Raw genomic sequence first — 26,898 nt, 5'->3', positions numbered from 1 at the left:
AATCACTAACGAGCAATTACAGTGACCAAAGACGAGCGCCTTTCCCTCATCTGTCAGCACCTCTACAGTCACGGCGAAAGCACCATTCAGACCATCGCCGAAGTGGCCGACGCCTCGCTGGCCACCGTGCGCCGCGACCTGCTGAGCCTGGAAGCCGACGGCACCATCCACCGCACCCACGGCGGTGCGCGCATTGCCAAGAGTGCCGGGGTCGAGGTGGCCTTCGACCTGCGGGAAAACCAGAACCTGTTTGCCAAGCGCGCCATCGCCGAAGTGGCCTACGAGCAGATTGCACCGGGCTCGACCATCTTCCTCGACGCAGGGACCACAGTGTTGCAACTGGCCCGCCGCCTGCGCCTGAACCCCTTGCCGCTGTCCGTGTTCACCAATTGCCTGAACACGGCACAGGTGTTGATGAACACCCCTGGCATCAAAATCGTCCTGCTTGGCGGCCAGCTGCGAGCGGAAAATGCTTCGATGGTCGGCGCCCTCGCTGAAGCGATGATCGAAAACCTGTGGTTCGATCAACTGTTTCTGGGGGCCGGTGCCATCGCGCCGGATGCCTGCATCTACAGCCTCGACGCCAGCGAAGCGCAACTCAATCAAAAGATGCTGGCCCGCGCCGCCAAAACTTTGCTGCTGGTGGATTCAAGCAAGTTCGACCAGCGCCTGACCTACCGCGTGGCGCCGCTGGACAACGCCCTGACGGTGATCAGCGATGAACAACTCTCGGCCAGTTGGTGGGCACGTTTGCGCGAGCAAGGCTGCGCCACGCTGCAAGCCTCCAGCCAAGGGATCGCCGCCCAGGACATGCCGGCATGATCGACTGCGTGCTGGGCCTGGACAGCGGCGGCTCGAAAACCCGGGTGGCGGTTGCCGACCGCCAGGGTCGAGTGCTGCACCTTGAGGTAGCGGCCGGGCTCGACCCGACGGCCAATCCGCAATGGTCCGCCCAGTTGCACGCACTGATGCAAGTCCCTGCCAAATGGCCGCTGGCCGCTGCGGTACTCGGGCTCCCGCTGCATGGCGAGTTGGCCGAGTGCTCAATTGCCCAGCGCGACGCCGCGCAACAAGCACTGCCCTGCCCGGTGGTCGTGGAAAACGATGTGCGCATCGCCTTCGACGGCGCATTCGCCGGGCAAGGCGCCGGCGTGTTGATTCTGGCCGGTACCGGTTCCATGGCCTGGGCCAGTCGCAACGAGCCGGGCGCCGAGCAAGTGCGCGTCGGTGGCTGGGGCGATGTGTTCGGCGACGAAGGCAGCGCTTACTGGATCGGCTGCCAGGCGTTGATCCTCGCCAGCCGCAGCCTCGACGGCCGCGATGCTTACCCGGCATTGACCCGGGCCCTGCTCGATCATTTGGGCCTGGCTGCTGAGCAATTGGCCGGCTGGGTCTACGGCCTCGCCAACCGTCGGGCCGAGATCGCCGCCCTGGCCGAAGGCGTGTCGGCCTGGGCCATGGCCGGCGACCCTGCCGCCATCCGCGTGCTTGACGAAGCCGCCGCACACCTGGCCGAACACATCACCGCCGCCTGGAGCCGACTTGGCCTGAGCGGACCGGCGACCTGGAGTTATGCGGGCGGTGTCTTCGCCAACCCGCAAATGATCGATGGCATCAGCCGTCGCATCGGCCGCGCAGCGTGCACCCCACGCCTGCCGCCTATCGGTGGCGCCCTGTGGCGCGCCGCGCATCTCGCGGGATGGAACCCCGACCAGCACTGGATAGAACAACTGTCCCACAACCTTTAGCCCTCTTGCACTGCCATCAACCTCCCATTCCCGACGTAGAGGTCTTGCCATGCTCCGACGCCATTTGCTCGCTTCGCTCGCACTGTTGCCGCTGTCGTTTACGGTCCCGGTTTTTGCACCCCTGGCCAGTGCGGCCAGCGTGACTGAAGTTTTGCTACCGCCGTGGGGCACGTTGCCCAAGGCCATGACCGACCGCCTCGGCAGTGAGACGGGCGTCACGCTGGACACGCAGACCCTGGGCTGGGATCAGATCCTGACCAAAGTCGCCACCTCGATGATCGCCGGTAGCCCGCCGGCGGACACCACCGAAGTGGACTGGTCGTGGGTCGGTCAGTTCGGCGCCGCGAACTGGTACCAACCGCTCAACGATGCAGTGGATGCGGCGACCCTGGCCGACATTCCTTCGGCGAAGTTCTTCATGTTCGACGGCAAGCTGCTGGCGGTGCCCTACGCCAACGACTTTCGTGTGTTGATCTATAACCGTGACCACCTCAACCGTGCCGGGATCACCGCAGCGCCGACCACACCGGATCAACTGCTGGCCGATGCCAAGGCGATCAAGGCGAAGAACATCACGCAATACCCCATCGCCCTGCCCCTGTCCGCCAGCGAAGGCAGCGCCACAGCCTGGTACCTGCTGACCAAAGTCTTTGGCGGCGAATTGTTCAACGACAAGCTCGAACCGCAATTCATCAAGCCTGATTCAGCCGGCTACCGCGCCATGGCGTTCGAGGTCGAGGCGCTCAAGCAAGGCTTGATCAGCCCGGCAGCCACCGGCCTCAAGGACGTCGAAGTGCAGGAGCTGTTCAAAAAAGGCGATGCCTCGTTTGACCTCGCCGGCTGGGCGGGCAACGTGGCGGTCTACAGTGACCCGAGCAAGTCTCAGGTAGCCGAGCATGTCGCGGCGGCATTGATGCTGACCACCACCGGCACCGCCCGCACCATCGGTTTGCCGGAAGCCATGGGTATCCCGACCACGGCGAAAAACAAGGAAGGTGGCACCACCTTCATCAACTGGTTTATCAAGCCTGAGAACCAGATCGAGAGCTACAAAACCCTCGGCAACCTGCCAACCCGCACCAGCGTGCTCAAACAACTCAATAGCGAGGGCAAGCTCAAGAGCGGCGACGTGATCCTGCAACAGGCCGGGCTGGTCGATCCGTTGTTCAAGCAAGGCACGCCAGTCTGGTATCCGCAGTTCACCAGCGCCGTCTCGGGTGCGCTGAACCAGGCCGCCAAGGGGCAACTGACCGTGGCCCAGGCCGTGGCGCAAATTGCCGAAGAAGCCAAGAGCGCGATGCAGCCGTGATGACATTAGCCTCGATCAGGGAGCGTTTGCGTCCCACGCCGGGTGAAACCTGGCTCGGTCTGGCTTACGTGCTGCCGATCATCCTGGTGATGGCCAGCCTGGTGTTCGTGCCGCTGGTGACCACGGTGCTCGACAGCCTGTACCGGATTGACCCGATGCGCCCCGGCACGCCTTTCGTGGGTCTGCTCAACTACCAGAACCTGGTGACCGACAGTAACGTTCAGCACGCCACCTGGAACACCCTGGTCTACGTGGTTCTGGCGGTGGTGCTGGAAACCCTCGGCGGCCTGGCCGCTGCCCTGCTGTTGAACAAGGTGCGTTACGGCCGGCAGTGGCTGCTGGCGATTCTGGTGTTGCCCTGGTGCCTGCCGCCGGTGGTCAACGCGCTGGTGTGGCTGTGGATTTACAACCCCAGCTACGGCGTGTTGAACAACCTGCTCAAGGGCATCGGGTTGATCAGCGAAAACCAGGTGTGGTTCAACGATCACCACACCGCATTGCTGCTGATTTCCCTGGTGCACGTCTGGCGCATGCTGCCGCTCACCGCAATCATTTTGCTGGCGGCGTTGCAGGCCATTCCCGGCGACTTGTACGAAGCCGCCAAGCTTGACGGTGCCGGGCGCATCAAGTGCTTCCGCATGATCACCCTGCCGCTGATCGCCGGTGGCCTGGCCATCGCCCTCAGCCAGTCAACGGTGTTCGCCTTCAACCTGTTTGATGAAGCCTGGATTCTGAACGGCGCGAGCCTGGATACCCGCAGCCTGATCATCCAGGTGTACATGTCGGCGTTCCAGAACCTGAAGTTCTCCTACGGCATGGCGCTCTCGGTCCTGGCGATGCTCGCCTCACTGTTGGTGTCGATGGTCTACGTGCTCAAGGTCTACCGCGAAACGAGGTTCGACTGATGCGCAGATATTTACTCGAAGGCCTGAGCAAGGCCGGGTTCGCCCTCGCGGTGCTGACGCTGATTCTGTGGTCGCTGGGTCCGGTGTACTGGTCGGTGATCACCAGTTTCACCGAACCGAACGAGATGCTCAGCGGCCAGCTCCATCTGTGGCCGCAACACCCGACCCTTGAGCATTTCGCCAAGTTGTTTGGCGCCAGCAGTTCCTCCCAGGGCAATGAAGTGCAATCGGTGTGGCCGCAGTTTTCCAAGGCCTTCATCAACAGCCTGGTGACCTCGGTGGCAGCGACGCTGCTGACGTTGGTCGCCGCGGCGTTCGGCGGCTACGCCTTCGTGCGTCTGCGCTTCCCCGGTCGCGACCTGTTGTTCGCACTGGTGGTGGCGAGCATGGCGGTACCGGCCTACACGGTGATGATTCCGCTGTACCGCTTGATGATCAGCCTGCACCTGATCGACACCTACCTCGGCGTGACGCTGATCTACGTCTCGGCGTTTCTGCCCCTGGCCCTGTGGCTGATGCGCAGCGTCTACCAGTCGTTGCCGGTGTCGCTGGAAGAAGCCGCGTGGCTGGACGGTGCTGGCCGCACCTATACGCTGATTCGCATTGTTTTGCCGTTGGCGGCACCGGGGCTGATCGCCACGGCGATCCTGACCTTCCTGAGTGCCTGGGGCCAGTTCATGGTGCCGCTGGTGTTCTCGCCATCGTTGGCCACCAAGTCGCTGACCGTGCTGATTCCCGAGTTCGTCACCCGCAACTACGTCGACTACGGCTTGATGAATGCCGCGGGCGTGATCGCGATGTTGCCGCCGGTGCTGCTGGTGATTTTCCTCAACCGTTTCCTGGTGCGCGGGCTGATTGCCGGCGCGACCAAATAATCCCTCTCTTCAAGGACTGTCTGCATGAACATCACTGAACAAGTCATCGTCGAGCAATTCCCATTCTGGGCGGCGGCACTGACTCAGCCGCTGCCCGACTTCAGCGCCAGCACCACGGTAGTCGTGGGTTGCGGCACGTCGTATTACCTGGCACAAAGCGTCGCCAGCGCGTTCAACCTCCACGGCAAACGCGCCATCGCAGTACCCGGTGGTGAATGGGCCCGGCGCCCCGAGGCCTACCTGGCCGACACCACCGACGTGAAGGTGATCGCTCTGTCGCGCAGCGGCGAGTCCACCGAAACCGTACAAGCCGTGGAAGCCAGCCGTGCCCGTGGCCTGGAGACACTGGGCATCACTTGTGAAAGCGACAGCAGCCTGGCCCGGGACAGCGATCAAGTGCTGTTCGCCCCGACCCATGCACTGGAAGGCATTGTGATGAGCAGCTCGGCGAGCCTGATGCTGCTGCTCGGTCTGCGCCTGGCCGGCGTCAGCCTCGACCCGACGATTGCTGCCAGCGCCGAACACGCCATGCGTTCGCTGGACAGCCAACTCAACAGCGCCCTGCTCTCGCGCTCGCATTTTGTGTACCTCGGCGGCGGCGCTTACTACGGCCTGGCCAGCGAAGGTGCGTTGAAATTGCAAGAAATGAGCCTGACCTACACCCAGGTGTTCCACCCGCTGGAATACCGTCACGGGCCGGTCAGCCTGGTCGACGACAAAACCTGCGTGGTGCTTATCTACAGCCCGCAAAGCCTTGAAGAAGAAAGCCAGCTGTGCGCCGAACTGCAAGCCAAAGGCGCGCGGGTGATCGGCTTCGGCGGTCCCGGCGACGTGTCGATCGATGTCGCCCAGCAGGGCCTGGATCGCAGCCTGACGATTCTTCCCGCCTTGCAACTGTTCGGCGAGCGCCTGGCCCAGCACAAACACCTGGACAGCACCGCACCGCGCCACCTGACCAAGGTTGTGCGCCTTTCCTGAATCGCTGCTTCGACACAGGTGGTTTTTTTGTTATGGCGACGGTCAACATCCAGCAACTTCGTAAAAACTACGGCACGATCCCGGTGCTGCACGGCATCGACCTGGCCATCGCCGATGGCCAGTTTGTCTCGTTGGTAGGGGCGTCCGGCTGCGGCAAATCCACGTTACTGCGGATGATCGCCGGGCTGGAAACAGTCAGCTCCGGGAGCATCGAACTCAACGGGCGCGTCATCAACGACCTCTCGCCCAAGGACCGGGACATCGCCATGGTGTTCCAGAATTACGCGTTGTACCCGCACATGACGGTGGCGCAGAACATGGGTTTCAGCCTGCATTTGCGCAAGGAATCCCCCGAGCGCATCGACAAGGCCGTGCGTGAAACCGCGGCCCTGCTCGGGCTCGCGCCTTACCTGGATCGCTACCCCAAGGCGTTGTCCGGCGGCCAGCGCCAGCGCGTCGCCATGGGCCGCGCCATCGTGCGCCAGCCCCAGGTGTTTCTGTTCGACGAACCGTTATCGAACCTCGACGCCAAGCTGCGGGTGCAGATGCGCATCGAGATCCGCACCCTGCAACGTCGGCTGGGCACTACTGCCATCTATGTGACGCACGATCAGATGGAAGCCATGACCATGTCCGACCTGATCGTGGTGATGAACGCCGGTCGCATCGAGCAAGTCGGCGCCCCCATCGAAGTCTACGACCGACCGGCCAACCTGTTCGTCGCGACCTTCATCGGCTCACCGGCGATGAACCTGATCGAAGGCTCGCTTGAGCATGAAGGTGCATTGTCCTTCGTGCGCATCGGCGAACACCGTATCGCTCTCGGTCGGCACATAGATCTGCCGCCGTCGACCCCCGTGGTGGTGGGTATCCGGCCCGAGCACGTCACCCTAGCGCCTGTGGAAGGCACGACGTTCTCGCTACCATTCAGCGTTGAACTGATCGAGCCGACCGGTGCTGACAGCCACGTCTACGGACGCTCGTGCGAGGCTCAGATGGTCGCCTCGCTGTCACGCCGTGACAGCCTGGCACTGGGCGAACAGGTGATCCTGCGCGGGCGTTGCGAGCAATTGCACGTGTTTGATAAAGCGAGCGGACTGCGGATCGATTGAACAACCGGCCTGTGGCGAGGACAGCTGTCCTCGCCTTCGTTCCATGACCGGTGAGCGTCTATTCAGCACGGCCAGCGTAGCAATCAGCGAGAGGGGTGACGTGGAACGCAGGAGAACAGCCGAAACTCAGCCGCGCACCAGATAGGCACCCAAAGGAACCCGATGTTTTAGCTTCTTGCATTTGCCGGGTGCAGGTTGATGCCCGGGTGGACGATCAGGAAACCAGATTCGGCATTTGCCAGGAGGCGGCATATGGCCGCGGGGAATCTCAACCTCGGCGTACGCCCGCCCTGAATCGACGTCAACCATCTGCAGTTGTCCTGCGGGCACGTTTCCGCCAGCCATCGGTACATCCGAAACCCGGTCTGCCTCTGCGCGAGTGAAGTTGCCAACGTCTGGCCCAGTGTCCGAAGCGGACTGCTCTACAACCGCCAGCTCCGCTTCCCGGCGCTTTTGCGTTTCCTCTTGCAGCCCCCTCTGTACCGCAACCAGATCCTCGCCGGCATTAGGCGGGGTCCCCGAAGATTGGGCCTTCTGCGCCGCCTGGATCAATTGGAAGTTGCGGTTGCGCAACTCGACGTTGCGGCCAACCCGCATGTTCGAGCGCGCCGCCAAGGTTTCAGCCTGCTGGTATTGCCCCTGCTGAAGGCGTAATACACCGAGGTAATGCAGGGTCGCGGGATTGTTCGGCTGGATATGCAGGGCACGCTCCAGCGTGGCGGCGGCCTGGTCCAGCTGGCCATTTTCATACTGTCGCGACGCCGTTTCGATCAGGGTGGTCGAGGCGCTGTTGCTTTGCGCGGATGCTCTGCGCTCGGCAGCCACCGAACAAAACGACGCGACAGCGCAGAACACCAGGATGAAGCTAGGCAGAAAACGCTTGGTTGGCATCAGGAGGCGGACTCGACTGAACTCGGACGGCACGGCCGTAAAGCAGGCCACAGCGCTGCTCGGCATTTCCAATAAAGGGCGGCTATTGACCGGGCCAACAACCTGAAGTTCCGGAGGCAACGGCCGTCCCAACCGGCCAGAAACGGACATCGGGAAAGGACGCTTCAAACGTGGTCGAACACTGAGACCGTTGCCTGTTTAAACAACGGCTGCTTAGAACTTTTCCCTGATTATCGGTCTATGTGGATAGGCACATCCGTTCGGTAAGCACGCCCCCGCATGTTTACCGCCACACGTCTAATTGTCAGCCAGAGGTTGTCTTCGCTCATGAAACTCCCTATCCCACGGATGGTTTTCTTCGGCCTGTTCGCGTTCGCGGTAGCGGGCTCGGCATCAGCCACACAGATGAAGGTTTCAACCCCTGCTTTCTCAACTGAAGTCCCAGCCGTACAACCCCCAGCCCAGGCCGCCGGCAACCCTTGGCCGAGCCTAGCCAGTGTGGCCGGTGAGCAGCCAGGGCCGTTGCTTGCCCATGACGACCGATACTGGCGTGATGGCCGCTGGCACGATCGTAGAGATGATTGGCGCAGAGATCAGTGGCGTCGGGATCAGTGGCGCAGAGAACAGGCCCGCCGGGAAGCCGAGCGCCATCGCTATTGGGAGCGCCACCACGATCGGGCCGAGCGGCACCGTTATCAGGACGATCACCGTTACTATCGTCGTTAGTGCGAGCCCCCGAGCAGTCCGTTGCAACGGGGGCGATATTGCGCAGACCTACCCCCTTCCCTCTCAGCACATGCTTGGGAACATCGTCGTTCTAGACATCGGAATCCTAGAGAAAACCGCCCTCCTCAGCGACCAGGCGCCGGATATTGGCGCTGGCGCCATACCGGCAATAACAGCCGACAGGTCGCTTGCCGCAGGTACATTCTGACCTTGGGTACTTGACTCGTTTCAGGTTGCAGGCGAGCACCTTCAAGCTCCCGCGTGCTAAAGCACAAGAAGTGCCTCTCATTCATTTAAATGTTATGTTATTACATCATTTATGGAGAGATCACTTTGAAGCACTATGCGCCGCTGCTGGCAGGACTCACGCTCGGACTGTTTGAACAACCGCTATCAGCGGCAGAAAGCCTGGTACTGGACGAACTCTCGATCACTGACGCCTTCGTCGAGGAACGTGCCGATGGCCCCGTGCGTGGCTATCGCGCCACCCGTTCGAGCACAGCCACCCGCACCGACACAGACATCCGCGACACGCCGCAGAGCATCGAAGTCGTACCCGCCCAAGTGATCAAGGACCTTAATACCACCCGCATCGACCGCGCCCTGGATTTCGCCGGCGGTGTATCGCGGCAGAACAACTTCGGCGGCCTGACGTTTCTCAACTACAGCGTGCGCGGCTTCACCACGGGAGAGCTCTACAAGAACGGCTTCGCCATCAACCGTGGCAGCTACAGCTCACCCGATACGTCGAACATCGAGCGCATCGAAGTACTCAAAGGGCCGGCTGCCAGCCTCTACGGTCGCGGCGACCCTGGCGGCCTGGTCAACCTCGTCACCAAACGCCCTCAGCGAGAAGCCTTCAGCACGCTGGGTTTCAGCGCTGGCACCTGGGATCGCTATCGGAGCAATCTGGACGTCAATACGCCACTCGACAGCGAAGGCAACGTGCTGGCCCGGGTCAACTTCGCCATCGAGGACAACGGCAGCTTTCGCGACTACGTTGGCAGTGAACGAAGCATCGTGAGCCCGTCATTGAGCTGGCAGATTTCGCCAGATACCCGATTGATGCTGGACACCGAATTTTCCCGTACCGAAACGGTTTTCGACCGAGGCATTCCCGCCGTCCAGGGCGAGTTGGGATCGGTCAAGCGCTCGACCTTCATGGGCGAACCCAACGATGGCGAAATCCGCAACGATAACCAGACTATCGACCTGGCCCTGGAGCACTTCCTGAGCGACGATTGGAAACTGCGCCTGGCCAATCACTACACCCAAGGCACGCTCAGCGGCGCGAGCTCGGAACCCCAAGCGCTGGTTGGCACGACCCTCACCCGCTTCTATCGAGAACGGGATTTCGAGTGGAACGACAACATCACTCAGGCCGAACTTCACGGAGACCTGGAGCTCGCCGGTTGGCGGCACCAGACACTGATAGGGCTGGAGTACGAGAACTACCGCAACAGTCAGAAGTATCCTCAGAGCGCCACGCTGCGCAGCTATGGCCTGGATATCTATAACCCGGTTTACGGTCAGCCGAAACCGGCCCTGACCCGCACCAACAATTTCTACGAGCATACCGAGAGCTACGCCCTCAACCTCCAGGACCAGATCGCCTTTACCGACCGCCTGCGTGGTTTGATCGGCGTGCGCCTGGAACGTGTCGAACAGACCTCGCTGAACCGGACCACCAGCATCAGTAGCCGCCAGGCAAAGGACGTCGCCACCCCACGCATCGGCCTGCTCTATCAACTGACACCGCAGGTCGGCGTGTTTGCCAATGCATCCACCTCGTTCAAGCCCAATACCCTTGGCACTCAGGGACAGGTGTACAAACCCGAGAAAGGTCTGGGCTACGAGAGCGGACTGAAACTTGACCTCTTCGACAGTCGCATCGGCGCGACGATTGCCCTGTTCCAGATCGACAAGGAAAACGTCATCACCACCGACGCCCTTGGCGACAGCGTTGCGGCCGGCAAAGCCCGCAGCCAGGGCCTGGATCTGCAGTTCAGCGGCCAGATCACCGATGCCCTGCGCGTCATTGGCGCTTATGCCTACATCGACGCAGAGGTCACCAAAGGCGATGCGTCCATTCCCGAAGGCAGTGATCTGCTCGGTATCGCCCGTAACAGCGGCAGCCTGATGGCCGTCCACGAATTCCAAAACGGGAATCTGCGGGGCTCAGACATCGGCGCCGCCGTGAGCTACGTGGGCGAGCGATCAGGCCAGGCTGGCAGCACGTTCACCCTCCCCTCATACAGCACCCTCGACCTGCTCGCCCATTACAAGGCCAGTGAAGAAATCACGGTCGGGCTGAACCTCAACAACCTGTTCAATCGCAAGTATTACGAACGCGCCTATAACAGCGTCTGGGTCATGCCGGGCGAACCACGCAACCTCAGCGTCAGCCTGACGCTCAACCTCTGATCGAAAGGAATCACCATGCAATCTTCACTTAAAATCGCCGCCGTACTCGCGCTCGTTGCGTCCACACAGGCCAGCGCCCACGGCCTTTGGACCGAGGAACGCCGTGGCAATATCGAGGTGGTGTACGGCCATGGCGCCGAAGACAATGCGTTCAAAGCCGAGAAAATCAAAGGCGGATGGGCGTATGACGTGACCGGCAAAATGATCCCCGTGACCGTCCAGCGCCTGGCGGACCACGCCCGCCTACAACCGCTCAGTCCGCCGGCAGTCGTGGCTGTGGAACTGGACAACGGTCCCTGGTCGCAGACTCCGGACAAGCGCTGGGTCAATCAAGACCGTACCCAGGTGAAAGACGCCATCGCCTCAACCCATAGTTTCAAGTTCAGTCTGGCGATCTATCAGGAAGGCGCCCGCCTGCCGAAACTGGACATGCTGCGTTTGGCGATCATCCCTCAAAGCGATCCGACGAAGATCGGTGTTGGCAAGGAGCTGGAAGTGCAAGTGCTGGTTGACGGCAAACCCGCCACCGATATCGAACTCGTTGGCGACTACCGCAATGCCCCCCATGAAATCAGTGGCAAGACTGACAAGGAAGGACGCGCACGCATCAAGGTGCGCAACGAAGGCCTGAACATCATTGCCGCGCAATTCACACTGCCGATGCCCAAGGGCGCGCCGGTAGACAAGCAGAGTTTGTTCAGCTCACTCACGTTCCTTGGCGAGCCGCACCACGAATAAACTCTGCACTGCATCGAAAGCCTGTCATGGGTTGATTACCGCCCTTCGTGAGCGAAGGAAAAACCACAGGACACGCGCAAAAAAAAGGCCCTTTCGGGCCTTTTTCAATCAAACAGAATCATTAATTCGCAGAAACGAAAAAAGAGGCCGAAGCCTCTTTTTTAGTGATCTACAGATTTCATTAGAACTCTGTACATCGATATTTGGAGCGGGAAACGAGACTCGAACTCGCGACCCCGACCTTGGCAAGGTCGTGCTCTACCAACTGAGCTATTCCCGCGTCTTGGTGTGGCGCATTCTATAGAATCCAGAAGCCCCGTCAACCCCTTGATTCAAAAAAGTTTATTTCTTTTCTACGTCGGTCTTCAAATGCGGCCAGGCAGCCCGCAGATACTGAACCATGGACCACAACGTCAGGCCCGCGGAGATCATCAGCAAGGCATAACCGACCAGAACCCAGAAGGTGAAGTCGGACGGATTGGCCAGCAGGATCACCAGCGCCAGCATCTGCGCAGCGGTTTTCCATTTGCCCAGGTTCGACACGGCAACATGAGCACGAGCACCGAGCTCGGCCATCCACTCTCGCAGCGCCGAAACCACAATTTCACGACCGATGATCACGGCCGCCGGCAGCGTGAGCCACAGGTTGCCATGTTCCTGCACCAGCAGCACCAGCGCCACGGCGACCATCAGCTTGTCCGCCACCGGATCGAGGAATGCCCCGAACGGCGTGCTTTGCTCCAGACGGCGCGCCAGGTAACCGTCCAGCCAGTCAGTGGCGGCGGCAAACGCGAAGACCGAAGCGGATGCCAGGTAGCTCCATTGGTAAGGCAGGTAGAACAGTAAAATGAAGATCGGAATGAGCAGGACGCGTAGAACGGTAATCAGATTAGGGATATTCATCGGCACAACTGGCTACGAGGTGAGGGGGCATTCTACTCGCTGTGCAGATTTGCATAAATCAACTCTGCGAGCTTTTTACTGATCCCGGGTGCTTTGGCGATCTCTTCGATGCTGGCACGAGACAGCTCCTGCAATCCACCAAAATGTTTCAACAAATCACGCCGACGTGTCGGCCCAACCCCGGCGACGCCCTCCAGTGTAGACGTACGGCGCGTTTTGCCACGCCGGGCGCGGTGCCCGGTAATTGCGAAACGGTGAGCTTCGTCACGGATCTGCTGGATCAAATGCAGTGCCGGGGAATCACCGCGCAAGGTGAATTCGTGTGCGGCATCGTTTAGGTAGAGGGTTTCGAAACCGGCCTTGCGGGTTGCGCCCTTGGCCACGCCCAGCAGGATCAGGTCGGGTACCGCGAGTTCATTGAGCACGTCGCGCGCCATGGACAGCTGGCCCTTGCCGCCATCCACCAGCAGGATATCCGGCAGTTTGCCCTCCCCGTCCTTCAGTTTACTGAAGCGCCGGGTCAGGGCCTGGTGCATCGCGGCGTAGTCATCACCCGGCGTAACGCCTTCAATGTTGTAGCGACGGTAATCGGACTTGATCGGACCTTCCGGACCAAACACCACACAGGACGCCACGGTCGCTTCGCCGCTGGAGTGGCTGATGTCGTAACACTCCAGGCGCTGCGGCGGCTCATCCAGTTTCAGCACGTCGGCCAGGGCATCGAAACGCGCAGCGACGTGTTGGCGGTTGGCCAGGCGCGCACCCAGCGCCTGCTCGGCATTGGTCACGGCCAATTGTTGCCAGCGTGCCCGCGTCCCGCGAACCCGGTGGCTGATGGTCAGTTCGCGACCACGCAGCTCATCGATGGCCGCGATCAACGTCGGGAAATCTTCGTGAACCACGTTAACGATCAACTCGCTCGGCAAGTCGCGTTCCGGACTGCTGACGAAGTATTGACCGAGAAACGCGGCCATGACTTCGGAAACGTCTTCTTCAATACCCACCTGCGGGAAGAAGTTCTTGCTTCCCAGCACCCGGCCACCGCGCACGCTGATCAGGTGAACGCAGGCACCGCCCGGGTTGACGAACGCAGCGATGACGTCCACATCCCCCGTGCCGCCTTCCATGCTCTGCTGATCCTGAACCCGGCGCAGCAAGGAGATCTGATCGCGCAATTCGGCCGCACGCTCGAACTCAAGGTTGATCGCCGCCTCTTCCATGCCCGCGGACAACTCGTCGGTCAGCGCGTTGCTGCGGCCTTCGAGAAACATCACCGAGTGCCGCACATCTTCGGCGTACACATCGGGCTCCACCAGGCCGACACAGGGGGCCTTGCAGCGTTTGATCTGGTATTGCAGGCATGGCCGCGTACGGTTCTTGTAGTAGCTGTCTTCGCACTGGCGAACAAAAAAGGTTTTCTGCAGCAGGCTCAGGCTTTCGCGAATCGCACCGGCGCTGGGATAAGGACCGAAGTATTTGCCCTTGGCCTTTTTCGCCCCGCGATGAATGCTCAGGCGTGGAAACGGGCCATCCGAGAGAAACACGTAGGGGTAGGATTTGTCGTCGCGCAGCAGAATGTTGTAGGGCGGACGCCATTCCTTGATCAGCGTCTGCTCGAGCAACAAGGCTTCGGTTTCGTTGGCCGTGATCGTCGTTTCGACCTGGGCTATCCGCGCCACCAGCGCAGCGGTTTTCGGCGCGAGACCGGACTTGCGGAAGTAGCTCGACAGGCGATTCTTGAGGTTCTTGGCCTTGCCGACGTAAAGCAGTCGCGCCTCGCTGTCGAACATGCGGTAGACGCCGGGGCGTCCGCTGACCGTCGACAGGAACGCGCTTGGATCGAAGGTTTCAGTCATTTTCAGAGGCTGGCATCAACCATGCCGTGACGAACCGCCAACAGCGTCAACTCGACATCGCTGCTGATCGAAAGCTTTTCGAAAATTCGGTAACGGTAGGTGTTCACGGTTTTGGGCGACAGGCACAACTTGTCGGAAATGATCTGCACCTTCTGGCAGCCGACAATCATCAGCGCAATCTGGATTTCCCGTTCCGACAGGGCGTCGAACGGCGAGTCATTGGTCGGCTGAAAGGATTTGATCGCCAGTTGCTGGGCAATCTGCGGGCTGATGTAGCGTTGCCCGGCAAACACGAGGCGGATGGCCTGGACCATTTCCGGCAGCCCGGCGCCCTTGGTCAGGTAACCCGCCGCACCGGCTTGCAACAACCGCGTAGGGAACGGGTCTTCCTCGCACACGGTGACCGCGACCACCTTGATGTCGGGATGACTGCGCAACAGTTTGCGAGTGGCCTCAAGCCCACCGATACCGGGCATCTTGACGTCCATCAACACCACATCGGGTTTCAACTCACGCGCCTTGAGCAGGGATTCCTCCCCGGACTCAGCCTGGCCGACCACTTGCAGGCCATCGATGTCAGCCAACATTCGTGTAATGCCTGTACGAACGAGATCATGGTCGTCGACCACCAGCACCCTAATCAAGCAGACACCTCGCGATATGGTCTTATTGAGTTGCCGACACCTTAGCAAAAAGCAACTGGCAGACCTAGCGGCAAGCGTCATATAAAAAGTTTCAATACATCTTGAAAGGCTTGTCTTGAGCGTGTTTCAGCGATACGAGGCCTCGACATCGCGCTGCATTCTGAGGAAACACTCGTCGGCGCCGACCACCTTCAGGCCCTTTCTTTCATACAGCGCTTTCGCCGGATTATTTTCAAAAACCGTCAAACGCAAGGCCGGTCGCCGCTCCTTGCTCGTCATCGCCAATACCTGATCGATCGCCCAGGAACCGGCGCCCTGCCCCTGAAATGCTTCAAGCACGTGCAATTCGCGGATATACAAGGCCCTGGCGTCCCGGCTCAGGCTGAAATAACCCAGCCGAACATCATCGCGAACAATCATCCAGCTTTCGTGTCCGGCCCAGGCGACATCGAACGCTTCGTCCTGCCACAGCAAATCGTGCTGAATGTAGTAGCGCAACATGGTCTTACAGGTCAGATCCCGCGCGAAGTCGAGGTCCTGCGCCGTCGCCAGGCGTAATTCGAACCCCATCAGACCTCCGCGACGGCGACTGTTTGCCCCGTCCAGCCGTCGGCATCGCGGCGAGCAATGACCAGCAGATTGCCAATACCCGGTGCGGCAGCGATCAGCGAACCGCCCGACGCCCAGATAGCGCTGCGCCCTGCAGACTCCCAGCCCCCCGTCGCACCGCCATGGTTGGCCATCAGCACCGCCATCGAGTGGGTGACGGCATAGCCCTGCAATAATGCGGTGTCCGGGGCGTAGCCGTTTTCCGTGATCAACACGCCCGCGGCGTACAGATCAGCGCCCTGTCCTGCCGCTGCGGCGGCATGGCTGGCGTGGGAAAAATCGGCGCACACCGCCAAGGCGACCGTATCGTCGCTGATCGTCAGGGTCGAGCCGCCGGTTCCCGGTGCAAACGCCACCTCCTCCCCCGGATGCAGGTGCTGCTTGCTGTAGACCCCGAGCGATCCGTCGACGCCCAACACCAGCGCCCCGATCAGCACCGGCGAATCCTCTGACAAGCGTATCGGCATACCGACTACCGTCGTCACGCCAACTTCCCGTGCGAAATCCCGCAACGGCTGCAATACGGCGGCTTCTGGCGCAATCGCCAATTCAGCCGCCAACCCGCGCTCGTAACCGGTCAGCGACAGTTCAGGAAACACCAGCAACTGCACACCCTGCTCCGCCGCCACCCGCATGAAGCATTGATGCCAGGCAATATTGGCGGCCAGATCACCGGCGATGGAGATCGATTGAGCAGCGGCGATGGTCAGTGGCGTCATGTTTCGTCCCTGTTGTTGATTGAGGCCGGAGTGTGTCACAACCTTCGTCGCACTCAAGCGATAGAAATCGCTGTCGGCCATCGATAGCAATTTCTGATTGAATCCGCGTACCGGCCTCTAGTAAGCTCGGCGCATTCATCGGAGACAGACCATGTTCAACGCCCTCTCACAGCTTCGTACCGCCAGCGCCCCGCGCTCGGTTGCGGCTGCCCGGGCGAACAGTGTTTGTGCTCCGGTCAGCTTTTATTTTGGGTATTGGTTTAGCCACTGGCGCGCCTGATACCCACACGGCGCCCACTTTAAACGGGTCGCCACCAGAGATTTCTCAACCCCCGGTCGGCTTCCCGACCGGGGGTTTTGTTTTTTCAGCCCTCCCATTTTTCAGCAACACACCGGACAACTTGAGGATTCACGACATGAACTACGCCACTTATTACCGTTACGACCGTTTTACCGCCTGGCGATTTAGCAGCCTCCGCTCGGGACAGCCTGCCGCCTCCGATCGGTCACCCACTGGTGGCAAGCACACACTCGAAGCCAATCCGGCCAATTGTCGAACACCCCAGTAGGGCCGAGCGCGCGGGAACGAACCCGCCATCCGCCCAGGAAGCTTGAATATGAACTCGTCCGTCTCTGCTCTGCCGCTGTCCACCCTGAGCCCTGCCAACGAAGCGCTGACCCTGCGTCTGCCCAGCTCGTTGCAACTCAAACAGCAATTGCCCCTCACGAACGCCCTGACCCGCCAGGTCGCCGCCCATCGCGACGCCGTCCGCGCGATCCTCAACGGTGAAGACTCCCGTTTGCTGGTGATCGTCGGGCCTTGCTCGATTCACGACCCCCAATCCGCCCTCGAATACGCCGGCAACCTCGCCCGCCTCGCCGCTGAAGTCAGCGATGAAATGCTGCTGGTGATGCGTGCCTACGTCGAAAAGCCCCGTACCACGGTCGGCTGGAAAGGCCTCGCCTACGATCCGCACCTGGATGGCAGCGATGACATGGCCGGCGGCCTGACCCTGTCCCGTGAACTGATGCGCGAGATGCTCGAACTGGGCTTGCCGGTCGCCACCGAACTGTTGCAACCGATGGCCGCCGGCTACTTCGACGACCTGCTCAGCTGGGTTGCAATCGGCGCTCGCACCACCGAATCGCAGATCCACCGGGAAATGGCCAGCGGCCTGAACATGCCGGTCGGTTTCAAGAACGGCACCGACGGCGGTGTTGGTGTGGCCAGCGACGCCATGCGCTCAGCCGCCCATCCGCACCGGCATTTCGGTGTCGACAGCCAGGGGCATCCGGCGATCATCCAGACGCCAGGCAATCCCGATACCCACCTGGTCCTGCGCGGCGGACATCGCGGACCGAACTACGACCGCGACAGCGTTGCCCGGGTGAACAGTGATTTGGCGAAACTGAAAATCCCGACGCGGATCATGGTCGATTGCAGCCACGCCAACAGCGGCAAGGACCCGCTGCGTCAACCGGCCGTGTTCAACGACGTGCTTGAGCAGCGTTTGCAAGGTGACCATTCGTTGATCGGCATGATGATCGAGAGTCATTTGTTCGAGGGTTGCCAGCCGTTGAGTCCGACGCTGCGGTATGGGGTTTCGGTAACGGATGGTTGCCTGGGGTGGGACGGGACCGAGGTGTTGTTGCGTCAGGCGGCTGAGCAGTTGCGAGCGGCGCGGAGTTGAAAGGTAAATGACGTCCAGGAGGTAGGCCATTGCAGGACTCTGCGCTACCTCCGATCAAAGGATGGCCGGACATTCCGAAAAAGGCCTCCTGCTGATTCGCATATTCATACTTTTTCTATTCCGTTTTCGCCCATTTACAGCGGCTTTTTCATACATCGCCCGGGCGCCGGAGTGTTTTAGAGTGGGCTCGCCACATTCATGAACTCCCGCGAAAAGGTACGAACATGCAACGGAATGCAAGCACTCTCTATCCCATCCTGCTGGTTCACGGCCTGTTCGGTTTCGAGCGAATCGGCCCCTTTGGACTCTTCGATGACATCAGGCAAGCACTGCGCAGCAACGGTGCCAGGGTGTTCATACCTCAACTGTCCGCTACCCACACCAACGAAGCACGGGGTGAACAGCTTCTGGCACAGATCGAACGGGTGCTGGAGGGCACCGGTGCGGAAAAGGTCAATCTGATCGGACACAGCCAGGGAGCCCTGGCTGCACGTTACGCGGCCGCGACAACGCCAGAGATCATTGCGTCGGTAACCTCCGTCAGCGGACCGAACCATGGCTCGGAACTGGCCGATTTCCTGCGCAAGGCACTGACCCCAGGTCGCCTCCCGGAAAAGGCGGCCGAGACGGTTGCCACATTGTTTGCCGATTTTCTGTCGTTGCTCAGCGGCCATCCCGGTTTGCCACAAAATGCCATCGCCGCACTCGATGCGCTGACCACCAAGGGCGTTTACGCTTTTAATGAAAAGTACCCCCAAGGCCTGCCAAAAACCTGGGGCGGCAAGGGCCGCGAACTGGTCAACGGGGTTCGTTACTACTCCTGGAGCGGCACGTTGCAGGGAAACCTTCTGGACGAAGGCATCAATGCACTCGATCCGCTGCACGGGTTTTCCCGAGCGTTTTCCCGCTATTTCGCCACTGAAGCCGAGCAGAACGACGGCATGGTCGGGCGCTTCAGCTCCCATTTGGGCAAAGTGATCCGCTCCGACTATCCTCTGGATCATCTGGACAGCATCAACCAGACAGCTGGCCGGGTTCGCAAAGGCATCGACCCGATAAGCCTGTACGTCCAGCACGCCGAACGCCTGCGCAAGGCCGGTTTGTAAGCACTGGAAGGAACTTAGAGAAGAAATGAGCCACTGAATCCGGTAGGCTCAGCACTTTACAGAACATTCAAAGGAGTATTTTTCCATGGCCAAAGCCACTGCCCGTCACATCCTGGTTGCCAGCGAAGCCAAGTGCAACGAACTCAAGGCCCAGATCGAAGGCGGCGCCGATTTCGCCGAAGTTGCCAAAGCCAACTCCACCTGCCCGTCCAGCCGTCAGGGCGGCGACCTGGGTTCGTTCGGTCCAGGCCAGATGGTCAAGGAGTTCGACACCGTGGTATTCAGCGCACCGATCAACGTCGTGCAAGGGCCGGTGAAAACCCAGTTTGGTTACCATTTGCTGGAAGTGACCAGTCGTCAGGACTGATCCATTCGCGAAGCTATGCACACAACGGCCCGCCTTTTGGTGGGCCGTCGTGTTTCGGATGCGTGATACGGCTGGCGAGGGACGCGCCGCTAGCGTACAAATTGCGGTTATCGACCACCCGGCTCTAAGGCTGACAATGCGACTGGCTTTCCCTACTTTGTTGTTCACTGCCGTGGCCCTGTTGTTGGGCGCCGCCGGTGTGAACGCGGCACCGCAACACGCGCTGACGGTCTACGGCGAACCGGCGAAATACCCTGCCGGCTTCAGTCACTTTGCCTACACCAACCCGCAAGCCCCCAAGGGTGGGACCATGCGCCGATCGGCGATCGAGATCGGCCACTTCGATCATGTCCTGCCTTATATAGACAAAGGCATCGGCGTGACGCAGATCGACGGTTTGATCTATTCGCCGCTGGCCCAGCGTTCGCTGGATGAGCCTTACACCGTGTACGGCCTGGTGGCGCAGAAGATGGAGCGTTCGGACGACGGTCTGTCGCTGCGTTTCTATCTCAACCCCAAGGCCCGTTTTGCCGATGGCAAGCCCATCACTGCCGAAGACGTGCGATACACCTTCGACCTGCTGATGACCCAGGGCAGCCTGCGTTATCGCACCCAGTTCGCCGACGTCAAAGGCGTCGAAGTGGAATCCCCGCTGACGGTGCGTTTCGACTTCAAGAGCAACGAGAACCGCACCCTGCCCCTCGACATTGCAACCTTGCCGGTGTTTCCCGAGCACTGGTGGAAGACCCGCGACTTCGCTGGCGGCGGTGGTTACGAGCCGCCTCTGGGCAGCGGCCCTTATAAAGTGAGCAAGGTCGACTCCGGGCGCAGCATCACCTTCGAGCGCAACCCCGACTGGTGGGGCAAGGATTTGCCGGTCAGCCGAGGCCTGTACAATTTCGACCGCTTCAGCATCGAGTACTTTGGCGATACCGACGTGGCGCGCCAGGTCTTGCGCGGCGGCGCCTACGACTACAACCGCGAATTCTCCGCCACCGGCTATTCCATCGGTTATGACAGCCCGGCCCTCAGTGACGGTCGCCTGCAAAAGGCGCATCTGGCGCAGAACGCGCCGCAGTCGGCGCAAGGCTTCGTGTTCAACCTGCAAAATCCGTTGTTCCAGGATCGCCGCGTGCGCCAGGCGCTGGTCATGCTCTGGGACTTCGAATGGAGCAACCGGCAGATGATGCGCAACCTCTACATTCGTCAGCAGAGCTTCTTCTCCAACACCGACCTGGCTGCCCGCAGCCTGCCCGACGCCGGCGAGTTGGCGATTCTCGAACCCTTGCGCGGCCAGATCCCGGACGAGGTGTTCACCAAAGTCTTCGAAGCACCGAAAACCGATGGCAGCGGCGTGATCCGTGACAAGCAACTGCAGGCGCTGGACTTGCTGGAGCAGGCCGGATGGAAACCCGACGGCGATCAACTGGTGAATGCCGACGGCAAGCCGCTGAGCTTCACGTTCCTGGTCAGCCAGAACGGTATGGACCGTTTGCTCCTGCCGTACAAACGCACGCTGAAGCAGATCGGCATCGACCTGAACATTCGCCGCATCGACTCCTCGCAGTACGTCAATCGCCTGATGTCGCGGGATTACGACATGATCGTCACGGGTTACCCGGTCACGACCTCGCCGGGCAACGAACTGAACAACTATTTCGGTTCGGCGGCGGCCAACGATCCGGGCTCGAACAACTACATGGTGCTGAAGAACCCGGCGGTCGATACGCTGGTCAATGGCCTGGTTCGCGCCACCACCCAGGCGGACATGTTGCGCTACGCCCATGCCCTGGACCGGGTGCTGCAATGGAACTACTACTGGATTCCCAACTATTACCCGCCGGGCAGTTCGACCGTGTGGTGGAACCGCTTCGGCATTCCCAGCGTGCAAGCCGCCAATGACGAAGCCATCGAAAGCTGGTGGGAAGTGAGCACCACGCCGCTGACCAACCAGCAGATGACCGCCGAGCTGATCAAGCGCGGCAGACCCGGAGGGCCGCGCTGATGTGGGCTTACATTCTGCGGCGCCTGCTGCTGATCATTCCGACGCTGGTGATCATTCTTCTGGTCAACTTCGTCATCGTCCAGGCCGCGCCGGGTGGCCCGGTGGAACAGGCGATCGCCCATTTGCAAGGCATCGGCGGCGCCAGTGTCGGCGGCGGTTCCAGCGAAGTCATGAGCGGCAGTTCACGGGCCAGTCGTGGCCTCGACCCGCAGCTGATCAAGGAAATCGAAAAACAGTACGGCTTCGACAAGCCGGCCCACGAACGCCTGTGGCTGATGCTCACCAGTTACGCGCGGCTGGACTTCGGTAAAAGCTTTTTCCGCGGTGCCACGGTCACCGACCTGATCCTGGAAAAGATGCCGGTGACCATTTCCCTCGGGCTCTGGGCGACGCTGATTACCTATCTGGTGTCGATACCGCTGGGCATCCGCAAAGCCGTGCACCATGGCAGTCACTTCGATATCTGGAGCAGCACCGCGATTATCATCGGCTATGCGATGCCGGCGTTCCTGTTCGCGATGTTCCTGATCGTGGTGTTCGCCGGCGGCACGTCGCTGAACTGGTTCCCGGTGCGCGGCCTGGTCTCGGACAACTTCGACTCGCTGTCCACCGTCGGCAAGATCGCCGATTATTTCTGGCACCTGGTATTGCCGGTGACGGCGCTGGTGATCGGCGGCTTCGCCACGCTGACCATCCTGACCAAGAACTCCTTCCTCAATGAAATCACCCGGCAGTACGTGGTCACCGCCCGCGCCAAAGGCATGAGCGAACGCCGCGTGCTGTACGGCCACGTGTTCCGCAACGCCATGCTGTTGGTGGTGTCGGGTATTCCCCAGGCATTTATCAGCGTGTTTTTCGCCGGCTCGCTGCTGATCGAGGTGATCTTCTCCCTCGACGGCCTGGGCCGCATGAGTTACGAAGCCGCGGTGTCCCGTGACTACCCGGTGGTGTTCGGCTCGCTGTTCATCTTCACGCTGTTCGGCCTGCTGATAAAACTGGTGGGCGACCTGTGCTACACGCTGGTCGACCCGCGCATCGACTTCGTCGCGAGGAACGCCTGATGTTCAAGCTTTCGCCGTTGGCGCGTCGTCGTTTCGAGCGTTTCAAGAAAAACCGCCGTGGCTGGTGGTCGCTGTGGCTGTTCATCGGCCTGTTCCTGCTGAGTCTCGGCGGCGAACTGATCGCCAATGACAAACCACTGGTGGTCAGCTATCAGGGCTCGTTGTACTTCCCGGTGTTCAAGCGCTACACCGAACAGGAATTCGGCGGACAGTTGCCGTTCCAGGCCGACTATCGCAGTGACTATGTGCAGAAGCTGATCAAGAAGGACGGCGGTTGGCTGCTGTTTCCGCCGATCCCGTTCAGCGACGACACGCCCAACTACGACCTCAACAAACCGGCGCCGAGCCCGCCGTCGAACGTCAACTGGCTGGGCACCGACGACCAGGCCCGCGACGTGTTGGCCCGGGTGATTTTCGGCGCCCGGGTGTCAATTCTCTTTGCGTTGATGCTGACCTTTGTCAGTGCGCTGATCGGCATCGCCGCCGGTGCCCTGCAAGGTTATTACGGCGGTTGGGTCGACCTGATCGGCCAGCGTTTGCTGGAAGTCTGGTCGGGATTGCCGGTGCTGTACCTGCTGATCATCCTGTCGGGTTTCGTCGAGCCGAATTTCTGGTGGCTGCTGGGGATCATGGCGCTGTTTTCATGGCTGGCGCTGGTGGACGTGGTGCGCGCCGAGTTCCTGCGGGGGCGCAACCTGGAATACGTCAAGGCCGCACGCGCGCTGGGCCTGACCGACCGCAAAGTCATCGTGCGGCACATTCTGCCCAACGCGATGAACGCCACACTGAGCTACCTGCCGTTCATTCTGACCGGTGCGATCTCGACGCTCACGGCCCTGGATTTCCTCGGCTTCGGCATGCCCGCCGGCAGCGCGTCCCTGGGCGAGCTGATCGGCCAGGGCAAGCAGAACCTGCAGGCGCCGTGGCTGGGGTTGACGGCGTTTTTCACCCTGGCACTGATTCTTTCGCTGCTGGTGTTTATCGGTGAGGCGTTGCGTGATGCCTTCGATCCCCGGTCTTGACCCACGATTTTGATTGAGCGGACGTTGATATGAGTAACCTGATTGAAATTCGTGACCTCAACGTGGCCTTCAACGGCCAGACCGTGGTGCGCAACCTGTGCCTGGACATCCGCCCCGGCGAATGCCTGGCGCTGGTCGGCGAGTCGGGCTCCGGCAAGTCGGTGACCGCGCACTCGATCCTGCAACTGCTGCCCGAGACCGACACCCAATCCACCGGCAGCATCCGCTATCGCGGCAAGGAACTGCTCGGCGCTTCGTCGAAGGTGCTGCGGGAGCTGCGCGGCAACCGGATCGCGATGATCTTTCAAGAGCCGATGACCTCGCTCAACCCGCTGCACAGCATTGAAAAGCAGATCGGCGAAACCTTGCTGCTGCACAAAGGCCTGACCGGTAAACCTGCCCAAGCGCGGATTCTTGAGTTGCTGCATCTAGTGGGCATCCAGAAACCCAAGGAGCGGCTCAAGGCCTATCCGCATCAACTCTCCGGCGGCCAGCGGCAACGGGTGATGATCGCCATGGCCCTGGCTTGTGAACCGGAATTGCTGATCGCCGACGAACCGACCACCGCGCTGGACGTGACGGTGCAGCGCAAGATCCTGCTGCTGCTCAAGTCCTTGCAACAGCGGCTCGGTATGTCGCTGCTGCTGATCAGCCACGACCTCAATCTGGTGCGCAGCATCGCCCAGCGCGTGTGTGTGATGAAGGCCGGGGAAATCGTCGAGCAGGCGCCTTGCGAGACGTTGTTCACCGAACCTAAACATCCTTACAGCTGCGTGCTGCTGAACGCCGAACCGGAGGGTGAAGCCCTCGCTCGGGATGAACGCGAGAATGTGCTGGAAGTGGACAACCTGTCCGTGCGCTTCGCCCTTGGCGGCGGACTGTTCCAGCGCAAAACCTACCTGCATGCGGTGGACGGCATCAGTCTGAACGTGCAGCGCGGCAAGACGCTGGGGATAGTCGGTGAGTCTGGCTCGGGCAAGTCGACGCTGGGCCAGGCGATCCTGCGCCTGCTCGATTCCGAAGGCAGTATTCGCTTCCAGGGCGAGGCACTGGACGGCCTGACGCAAAAGCAACTGCGGCCATGGCGCAAGAAAATGCAGGTGGTGTTCCAGGACCCGTTCGGCAGCCTCAGCCCGCGCATGTCCGTGGCGCAGATCATCAGTGAAGGGCTTGAGGTGCATAGCCAGTTGACGGAGGACCAGTGCAAGGCCGAAGTGATTCGCGCCCTGCAGGAAGTCGGCCTCGACCCGCAAAGCCGTCATCGCCACCCTCACGAATTCTCCGGTGGCCAGCGCCAACGCATCGCCATTGCCCGGGCGCTGGTGCTGAAACCGGCGCTGATTCTGCTGGACGAACCGACCTCGGCGCTGGACCGCACCGTGCAAAAACAAGTGGTCGCCCTGCTCCGCCAGCTTCAGGAAAAACACGGCCTGACGTACCTGTTCATCAGCCACGACCTGGCGGTGGTGCGTGCCCTGGCGCATGACATGATCGTGATCAAGGACGGCAAAGTGGTGGAAAGCGGCGCCAGCCACGATGTGTTTGAATCGCCGCAGCATCCGTATACCAAGGAGCTGTTGGCGGCGGCGCATCCGCGGTAGGCATAGAACCGCGTCGCGGCCTTCGCGGGCAAGCCCGCTCCCACAGGTTTTTGCGTCGTGCTCAAATTCGGCGGCATCCCCAAATCCTGTGGGAGCGGGCTTGCCCGCGAAGAGGCCGGACCAAGCAATACACAATCAGGATCAGCCAACATGAACACCACCGAAAGCCTCAAGGATTACCAGCGCGTTCGCCTGTTGGCGATCCGTTCGCTGTTCGAAATCATCGAGCAGTCGAGTGAAGGCACGGTGATTGTCGATCGCGACGCCAACATCGTCTGGATGAACGAGCGCTATGCCCGGCGTTTCGGTCTGGAATCGGCTGAAGTGGCGATCGGCAAGGCCTGCGAAAGCGTGATCCCCGGCAGCCTGCTGCGCGAGGTGGTGCGTACCGGCCGGCCGATTCTGCTGGACATGCAGGACACCCCCAAGGAACCGCTGGTGGTCATGCGCCTGCCGATTCATGACGATGCCGGCGTGGTGATCGGCGCCATCGGCTTTGCCCTGTTCGACGAGTTGCGCAGCCTGTCGCCGATGCTCAAGCGCTACATGAGCATGCAGGAAGAACTCGCCTCCACTCGTTCGCTGCTGCGGGCACGGCAGACCAAATACAACTTCGCCCACTTTATCGGCACCAGCGCGGCCAGCCTCGAAGTCAAACGCCGCGCCCGGCGCAGTGCCAGCGCGGATTCGCCGGTGTTGCTGCTCGGCGAAACCGGCACCGGCAAGGAGTTGTTGGCCCAGGCGATTCACAGCGCATCACCCCGCGCTCACAAGGCCTTCGTCAGCATCAACAGCGCGGCGATTCCCGAAGCGCTGCTGGAAGCGGAGTTCTTCGGCACCGCACCGGGCGCATTTACCGGCGCGGATCGCAAGGGTCGCGTCGGCAAACTGCAGATCGCCCAGGGTGGCACGCTGTTCCTCGATGAAATCGGCGACATGCCCTTGCCGCTGCAAAGCAAGCTGCTGCGGGTACTACAGGAGAAGGAATTTGAACCGGTCGGTTCCAATGAAGTGATCCAGAGCGATGTGCGCGTGATCGCCGCGACCTCGACCGACCTCGAAGCGGCGATCAAACGCGGTGAGTTTCGCGCCGACCTGTATTACCGCCTCAACGTGCTGCCGATCCAGGTGCCGCCGCTGCGTGATCGTCTCGATGATCTGCCGGCACTCAGTGAAGCCATTCTTGAAGAGCTGCGCAGTCAGCACGAACTGAACCACGAAGCGCTGGCGCTGCTCGGTCAACACGCCTGGCCGGGGAACATTCGCGAACTGCGCAACGTACTGGAACGCGCGGCGTTGCTCAGTGATGACCTGATGCTCAATGCAGGGGACATCCGTGCGGCGATTGGCACCTTCACCCCGGTTGAGCGTGCGGCGCCGCTGATGATCGAGCCGGTGGCCCATGAGACGTTCAGCGAGGCGCGGGAGCGTTTTGACCGGCAGTTGATTGAATCGGTGCTCACGCAATGTGGGGGCAAGGTGGTTGAAGCGGCGGCGCGATTGGGGCTGGGGCGGTCGACGTTGTACAAGAAAATGGTGGCGTTGGGGATTGCAGAGTCTCCATAAAGAGACATCGATCTCTGTTTGAAGACGTATTTTTGAGCGCTG

At 60.9% G+C, this 26,898-nt stretch carries 24 protein-coding genes and 1 tRNA gene; 18 read left to right on the top strand and 7 right to left on the bottom strand.

Annotated features, from left to right (window positions below):
* Window positions 1–21: 21 nt before the first annotated feature.
* The 7 genes from ACF6ZU_RS26290 to ACF6ZU_RS26260 are packed head-to-tail and all read left to right on the top strand — an operon-like array spanning window position 22 to window position 6,927.
* Window positions 22–822: a DeoR/GlpR family DNA-binding transcription regulator gene (locus ACF6ZU_RS26290; RefSeq protein WP_392888400.1), complete on the top strand. Its 801-nt coding sequence runs from the start codon at window positions 22–24 to the stop codon at window positions 820–822.
* Window positions 819–1,748, top strand: coding sequence for an N-acetylglucosamine kinase (locus ACF6ZU_RS26285; RefSeq protein ID WP_392888398.1), 930 nt, complete (start codon window positions 819–821; stop codon window positions 1,746–1,748). The genes ACF6ZU_RS26290 and ACF6ZU_RS26285 overlap by 4 nt, the downstream gene beginning before the upstream one ends.
* Before the next feature lie 49 nt (window positions 1,749–1,797).
* Window positions 1,798–3,057, top strand: a complete 1,260-nt coding sequence (locus ACF6ZU_RS26280; protein WP_392888395.1) for an extracellular solute-binding protein — start codon at window positions 1,798–1,800, stop codon at window positions 3,055–3,057.
* Complete coding sequence (locus ACF6ZU_RS26275) at window positions 3,057–3,962, top strand: carbohydrate ABC transporter permease (protein ID WP_392893938.1); 906 nt, start codon at window positions 3,057–3,059, stop codon at window positions 3,960–3,962. Before ACF6ZU_RS26280 ends, ACF6ZU_RS26275 begins: the two co-directional genes overlap by 1 nt.
* Entirely contained in the window at window positions 3,962–4,837 is an 876-nt protein-coding gene (locus ACF6ZU_RS26270; protein WP_392888392.1) for a carbohydrate ABC transporter permease, read from the top strand. Before ACF6ZU_RS26275 ends, ACF6ZU_RS26270 begins: the two co-directional genes overlap by 1 nt.
* A gap of 24 nt (window positions 4,838–4,861) precedes the next feature.
* Complete coding sequence (locus ACF6ZU_RS26265) at window positions 4,862–5,815, top strand: SIS domain-containing protein (RefSeq protein WP_392888390.1); 954 nt, start codon at window positions 4,862–4,864, stop codon at window positions 5,813–5,815.
* A 32-nt stretch (window positions 5,816–5,847) separates the two neighbouring features.
* Complete coding sequence (locus ACF6ZU_RS26260; RefSeq protein WP_392888387.1) at window positions 5,848–6,927, top strand: ABC transporter ATP-binding protein; 1,080 nt, start codon at window positions 5,848–5,850, stop codon at window positions 6,925–6,927.
* Window positions 6,928–7,053: 126 nt separating this feature from the next.
* Here ACF6ZU_RS26260 and ACF6ZU_RS26255 read toward each other — a convergent pair whose 3' ends face one another.
* A complete protein-coding gene (locus ACF6ZU_RS26255) occupies window positions 7,054–7,818 on the bottom strand; it encodes a tetratricopeptide repeat protein (protein ID WP_392893936.1) in 765 nt (254 codons plus the stop codon).
* 327 nt (window positions 7,819–8,145) lie between these two features.
* On the opposite strand from ACF6ZU_RS26255, the gene ACF6ZU_RS26250 reads away from it, so the two are divergent.
* The 3 genes from ACF6ZU_RS26250 (at window position 8,146) to ACF6ZU_RS26240 (ending at window position 11,706) form a co-directional block, all read left to right on the top strand.
* Entirely contained in the window at window positions 8,146–8,544 is a 399-nt protein-coding gene (locus ACF6ZU_RS26250) for a hypothetical protein (RefSeq protein WP_392888385.1), read from the top strand.
* A gap of 333 nt (window positions 8,545–8,877) precedes the next feature.
* On the top strand, window positions 8,878–10,968 hold the full coding sequence (locus tag ACF6ZU_RS26245; protein ID WP_392888383.1) for a TonB-dependent siderophore receptor: 2,091 nt from the start codon (window positions 8,878–8,880) through the stop codon (window positions 10,966–10,968).
* 15 nt (window positions 10,969–10,983) lie between these two features.
* Window positions 10,984–11,706 (top strand): DUF4198 domain-containing protein, encoded by a 723-nt coding sequence (locus ACF6ZU_RS26240; RefSeq protein WP_392888381.1) that lies wholly within the window; start codon window positions 10,984–10,986, stop codon window positions 11,704–11,706.
* Between the two features lie 204 nt (window positions 11,707–11,910).
* Here ACF6ZU_RS26240 and ACF6ZU_RS26235 read toward each other — a convergent pair.
* The 6 genes from ACF6ZU_RS26235 to ACF6ZU_RS26210 form a co-directional block, all read right to left on the bottom strand.
* Window positions 11,911–11,986 (bottom strand) — tRNA-Gly (locus ACF6ZU_RS26235).
* A gap of 62 nt (window positions 11,987–12,048) precedes the next feature.
* Window positions 12,049–12,609, bottom strand: coding sequence for a CDP-diacylglycerol--glycerol-3-phosphate 3-phosphatidyltransferase (gene pgsA, locus ACF6ZU_RS26230; protein WP_084320164.1), 561 nt, complete (start codon window positions 12,607–12,609; stop codon window positions 12,049–12,051).
* A gap of 32 nt (window positions 12,610–12,641) precedes the next feature.
* Complete coding sequence (gene uvrC, locus ACF6ZU_RS26225; protein ID WP_392888377.1) at window positions 12,642–14,465, bottom strand: excinuclease ABC subunit UvrC; 1,824 nt, start codon at window positions 14,463–14,465, stop codon at window positions 12,642–12,644.
* A gap of 2 nt (window positions 14,466–14,467) precedes the next feature.
* Window positions 14,468–15,109: a UvrY/SirA/GacA family response regulator transcription factor gene (gene uvrY / locus ACF6ZU_RS26220; RefSeq protein WP_008015884.1), complete on the bottom strand. Its 642-nt coding sequence runs from the start codon at window positions 15,107–15,109 to the stop codon at window positions 14,468–14,470.
* A gap of 126 nt (window positions 15,110–15,235) precedes the next feature.
* Window positions 15,236–15,679, bottom strand: a complete 444-nt coding sequence (locus tag ACF6ZU_RS26215; protein WP_392888373.1) for a GNAT family N-acetyltransferase — start codon at window positions 15,677–15,679, stop codon at window positions 15,236–15,238.
* Window positions 15,679–16,437 (bottom strand): carbon-nitrogen hydrolase family protein, encoded by a 759-nt coding sequence (locus ACF6ZU_RS26210; RefSeq protein ID WP_392888371.1) that lies wholly within the window; start codon window positions 16,435–16,437, stop codon window positions 15,679–15,681. The genes ACF6ZU_RS26215 and ACF6ZU_RS26210 overlap by 1 nt, the downstream gene beginning before the upstream one ends.
* 617 nt (window positions 16,438–17,054) lie before the next feature.
* Here ACF6ZU_RS26210 and ACF6ZU_RS26205 point away from each other — a divergent pair.
* From ACF6ZU_RS26205 to ACF6ZU_RS26170, 8 genes are all read left to right on the top strand, one after another.
* On the top strand, window positions 17,055–18,128 hold the full coding sequence (locus ACF6ZU_RS26205; protein WP_392888369.1) for a 3-deoxy-7-phosphoheptulonate synthase: 1,074 nt from the start codon (window positions 17,055–17,057) through the stop codon (window positions 18,126–18,128).
* Window positions 18,129–18,352: 224 nt separating this feature from the next.
* Window positions 18,353–19,234 (top strand): esterase/lipase family protein, encoded by an 882-nt coding sequence (locus tag ACF6ZU_RS26200; RefSeq protein WP_392888366.1) that lies wholly within the window; start codon window positions 18,353–18,355, stop codon window positions 19,232–19,234.
* Window positions 19,235–19,319: 85 nt separating this feature from the next.
* Window positions 19,320–19,601 (top strand): peptidylprolyl isomerase, encoded by a 282-nt coding sequence (locus ACF6ZU_RS26195; protein ID WP_008150918.1) that lies wholly within the window; start codon window positions 19,320–19,322, stop codon window positions 19,599–19,601.
* A gap of 136 nt (window positions 19,602–19,737) precedes the next feature.
* On the top strand, window positions 19,738–21,606 hold the full coding sequence (locus ACF6ZU_RS26190; RefSeq protein WP_392888363.1) for an extracellular solute-binding protein: 1,869 nt from the start codon (window positions 19,738–19,740) through the stop codon (window positions 21,604–21,606).
* Entirely contained in the window at window positions 21,606–22,667 is a 1,062-nt protein-coding gene (locus ACF6ZU_RS26185) for a microcin C ABC transporter permease YejB (protein ID WP_392888360.1), read from the top strand. Before ACF6ZU_RS26190 ends, ACF6ZU_RS26185 begins: the two co-directional genes overlap by 1 nt.
* Window positions 22,667–23,689, top strand: a complete 1,023-nt coding sequence (locus ACF6ZU_RS26180) for an ABC transporter permease (protein ID WP_253428624.1) — start codon at window positions 22,667–22,669, stop codon at window positions 23,687–23,689. The genes ACF6ZU_RS26185 and ACF6ZU_RS26180 overlap by 1 nt, the downstream gene beginning before the upstream one ends.
* 29 nt (window positions 23,690–23,718) lie before the next feature.
* A complete protein-coding gene (locus ACF6ZU_RS26175) occupies window positions 23,719–25,290 on the top strand; it encodes an ABC transporter ATP-binding protein (protein WP_392888357.1) in 1,572 nt (523 codons plus the stop codon).
* Between the two features lie 150 nt (window positions 25,291–25,440).
* Window positions 25,441–26,856, top strand: a complete 1,416-nt coding sequence (locus ACF6ZU_RS26170) for a sigma-54 interaction domain-containing protein (RefSeq protein WP_392888355.1) — start codon at window positions 25,441–25,443, stop codon at window positions 26,854–26,856.
* Window positions 26,857–26,898 lie beyond the last annotated feature (42 nt).

Source organism: Pseudomonas migulae (genome assembly GCF_043225285.1).
Taxonomy (GTDB): Bacteria; Pseudomonadota; Gammaproteobacteria; order Pseudomonadales; family Pseudomonadaceae; genus Aquipseudomonas; species Aquipseudomonas migulae_C.
This window is presented reverse-complemented; position numbering and strand designations above follow the sequence as displayed.

Coding starts and splice junctions, on each gene's coding strand:
- ACF6ZU_RS26285 (WP_392888398.1), top strand. CDS start 819: ATGATCGACTGCGTGCTGGGCCTGGACAGCGGCGGCTCGAAAACCCGG.
- ACF6ZU_RS26280 (WP_392888395.1), top strand. CDS start 1,798: ATGCTCCGACGCCATTTGCTCGCTTCGCTCGCACTGTTGCCGCTGTCG.
- ACF6ZU_RS26275 (WP_392893938.1), top strand. CDS start 3,057: ATGACATTAGCCTCGATCAGGGAGCGTTTGCGTCCCACGCCGGGTGAA.
- ACF6ZU_RS26270 (WP_392888392.1), top strand. CDS start 3,962: ATGCGCAGATATTTACTCGAAGGCCTGAGCAAGGCCGGGTTCGCCCTC.
- ACF6ZU_RS26265 (WP_392888390.1), top strand. CDS start 4,862: ATGAACATCACTGAACAAGTCATCGTCGAGCAATTCCCATTCTGGGCG.
- ACF6ZU_RS26260 (WP_392888387.1), top strand. CDS start 5,848: ATGGCGACGGTCAACATCCAGCAACTTCGTAAAAACTACGGCACGATC.
- ACF6ZU_RS26255 (WP_392893936.1), bottom strand. CDS start 7,818: ATGCCAACCAAGCGTTTTCTGCCTAGCTTCATCCTGGTGTTCTGCGCT.
- ACF6ZU_RS26250 (WP_392888385.1), top strand. CDS start 8,146: ATGAAACTCCCTATCCCACGGATGGTTTTCTTCGGCCTGTTCGCGTTC.
- ACF6ZU_RS26240 (WP_392888381.1), top strand. CDS start 10,984: ATGCAATCTTCACTTAAAATCGCCGCCGTACTCGCGCTCGTTGCGTCC.
- pgsA (WP_084320164.1), bottom strand. CDS start 12,609: ATGAATATCCCTAATCTGATTACCGTTCTACGCGTCCTGCTCATTCCG.
- uvrC (WP_392888377.1), bottom strand. CDS start 14,465: ATGACTGAAACCTTCGATCCAAGCGCGTTCCTGTCGACGGTCAGCGGA.
- ACF6ZU_RS26215 (WP_392888373.1), bottom strand. CDS start 15,679: ATGGGGTTCGAATTACGCCTGGCGACGGCGCAGGACCTCGACTTCGCG.
- ACF6ZU_RS26210 (WP_392888371.1), bottom strand. CDS start 16,437: ATGACGCCACTGACCATCGCCGCTGCTCAATCGATCTCCATCGCCGGT.
- ACF6ZU_RS26205 (WP_392888369.1), top strand. CDS start 17,055: ATGAACTCGTCCGTCTCTGCTCTGCCGCTGTCCACCCTGAGCCCTGCC.
- ACF6ZU_RS26200 (WP_392888366.1), top strand. CDS start 18,353: ATGCAACGGAATGCAAGCACTCTCTATCCCATCCTGCTGGTTCACGGC.
- ACF6ZU_RS26195 (WP_008150918.1), top strand. CDS start 19,320: ATGGCCAAAGCCACTGCCCGTCACATCCTGGTTGCCAGCGAAGCCAAG.
- ACF6ZU_RS26190 (WP_392888363.1), top strand. CDS start 19,738: ATGCGACTGGCTTTCCCTACTTTGTTGTTCACTGCCGTGGCCCTGTTG.
- ACF6ZU_RS26185 (WP_392888360.1), top strand. CDS start 21,606: ATGTGGGCTTACATTCTGCGGCGCCTGCTGCTGATCATTCCGACGCTG.
- ACF6ZU_RS26180 (WP_253428624.1), top strand. CDS start 22,667: ATGTTCAAGCTTTCGCCGTTGGCGCGTCGTCGTTTCGAGCGTTTCAAG.
- ACF6ZU_RS26175 (WP_392888357.1), top strand. CDS start 23,719: ATGAGTAACCTGATTGAAATTCGTGACCTCAACGTGGCCTTCAACGGC.
- ACF6ZU_RS26170 (WP_392888355.1), top strand. CDS start 25,441: ATGAACACCACCGAAAGCCTCAAGGATTACCAGCGCGTTCGCCTGTTG.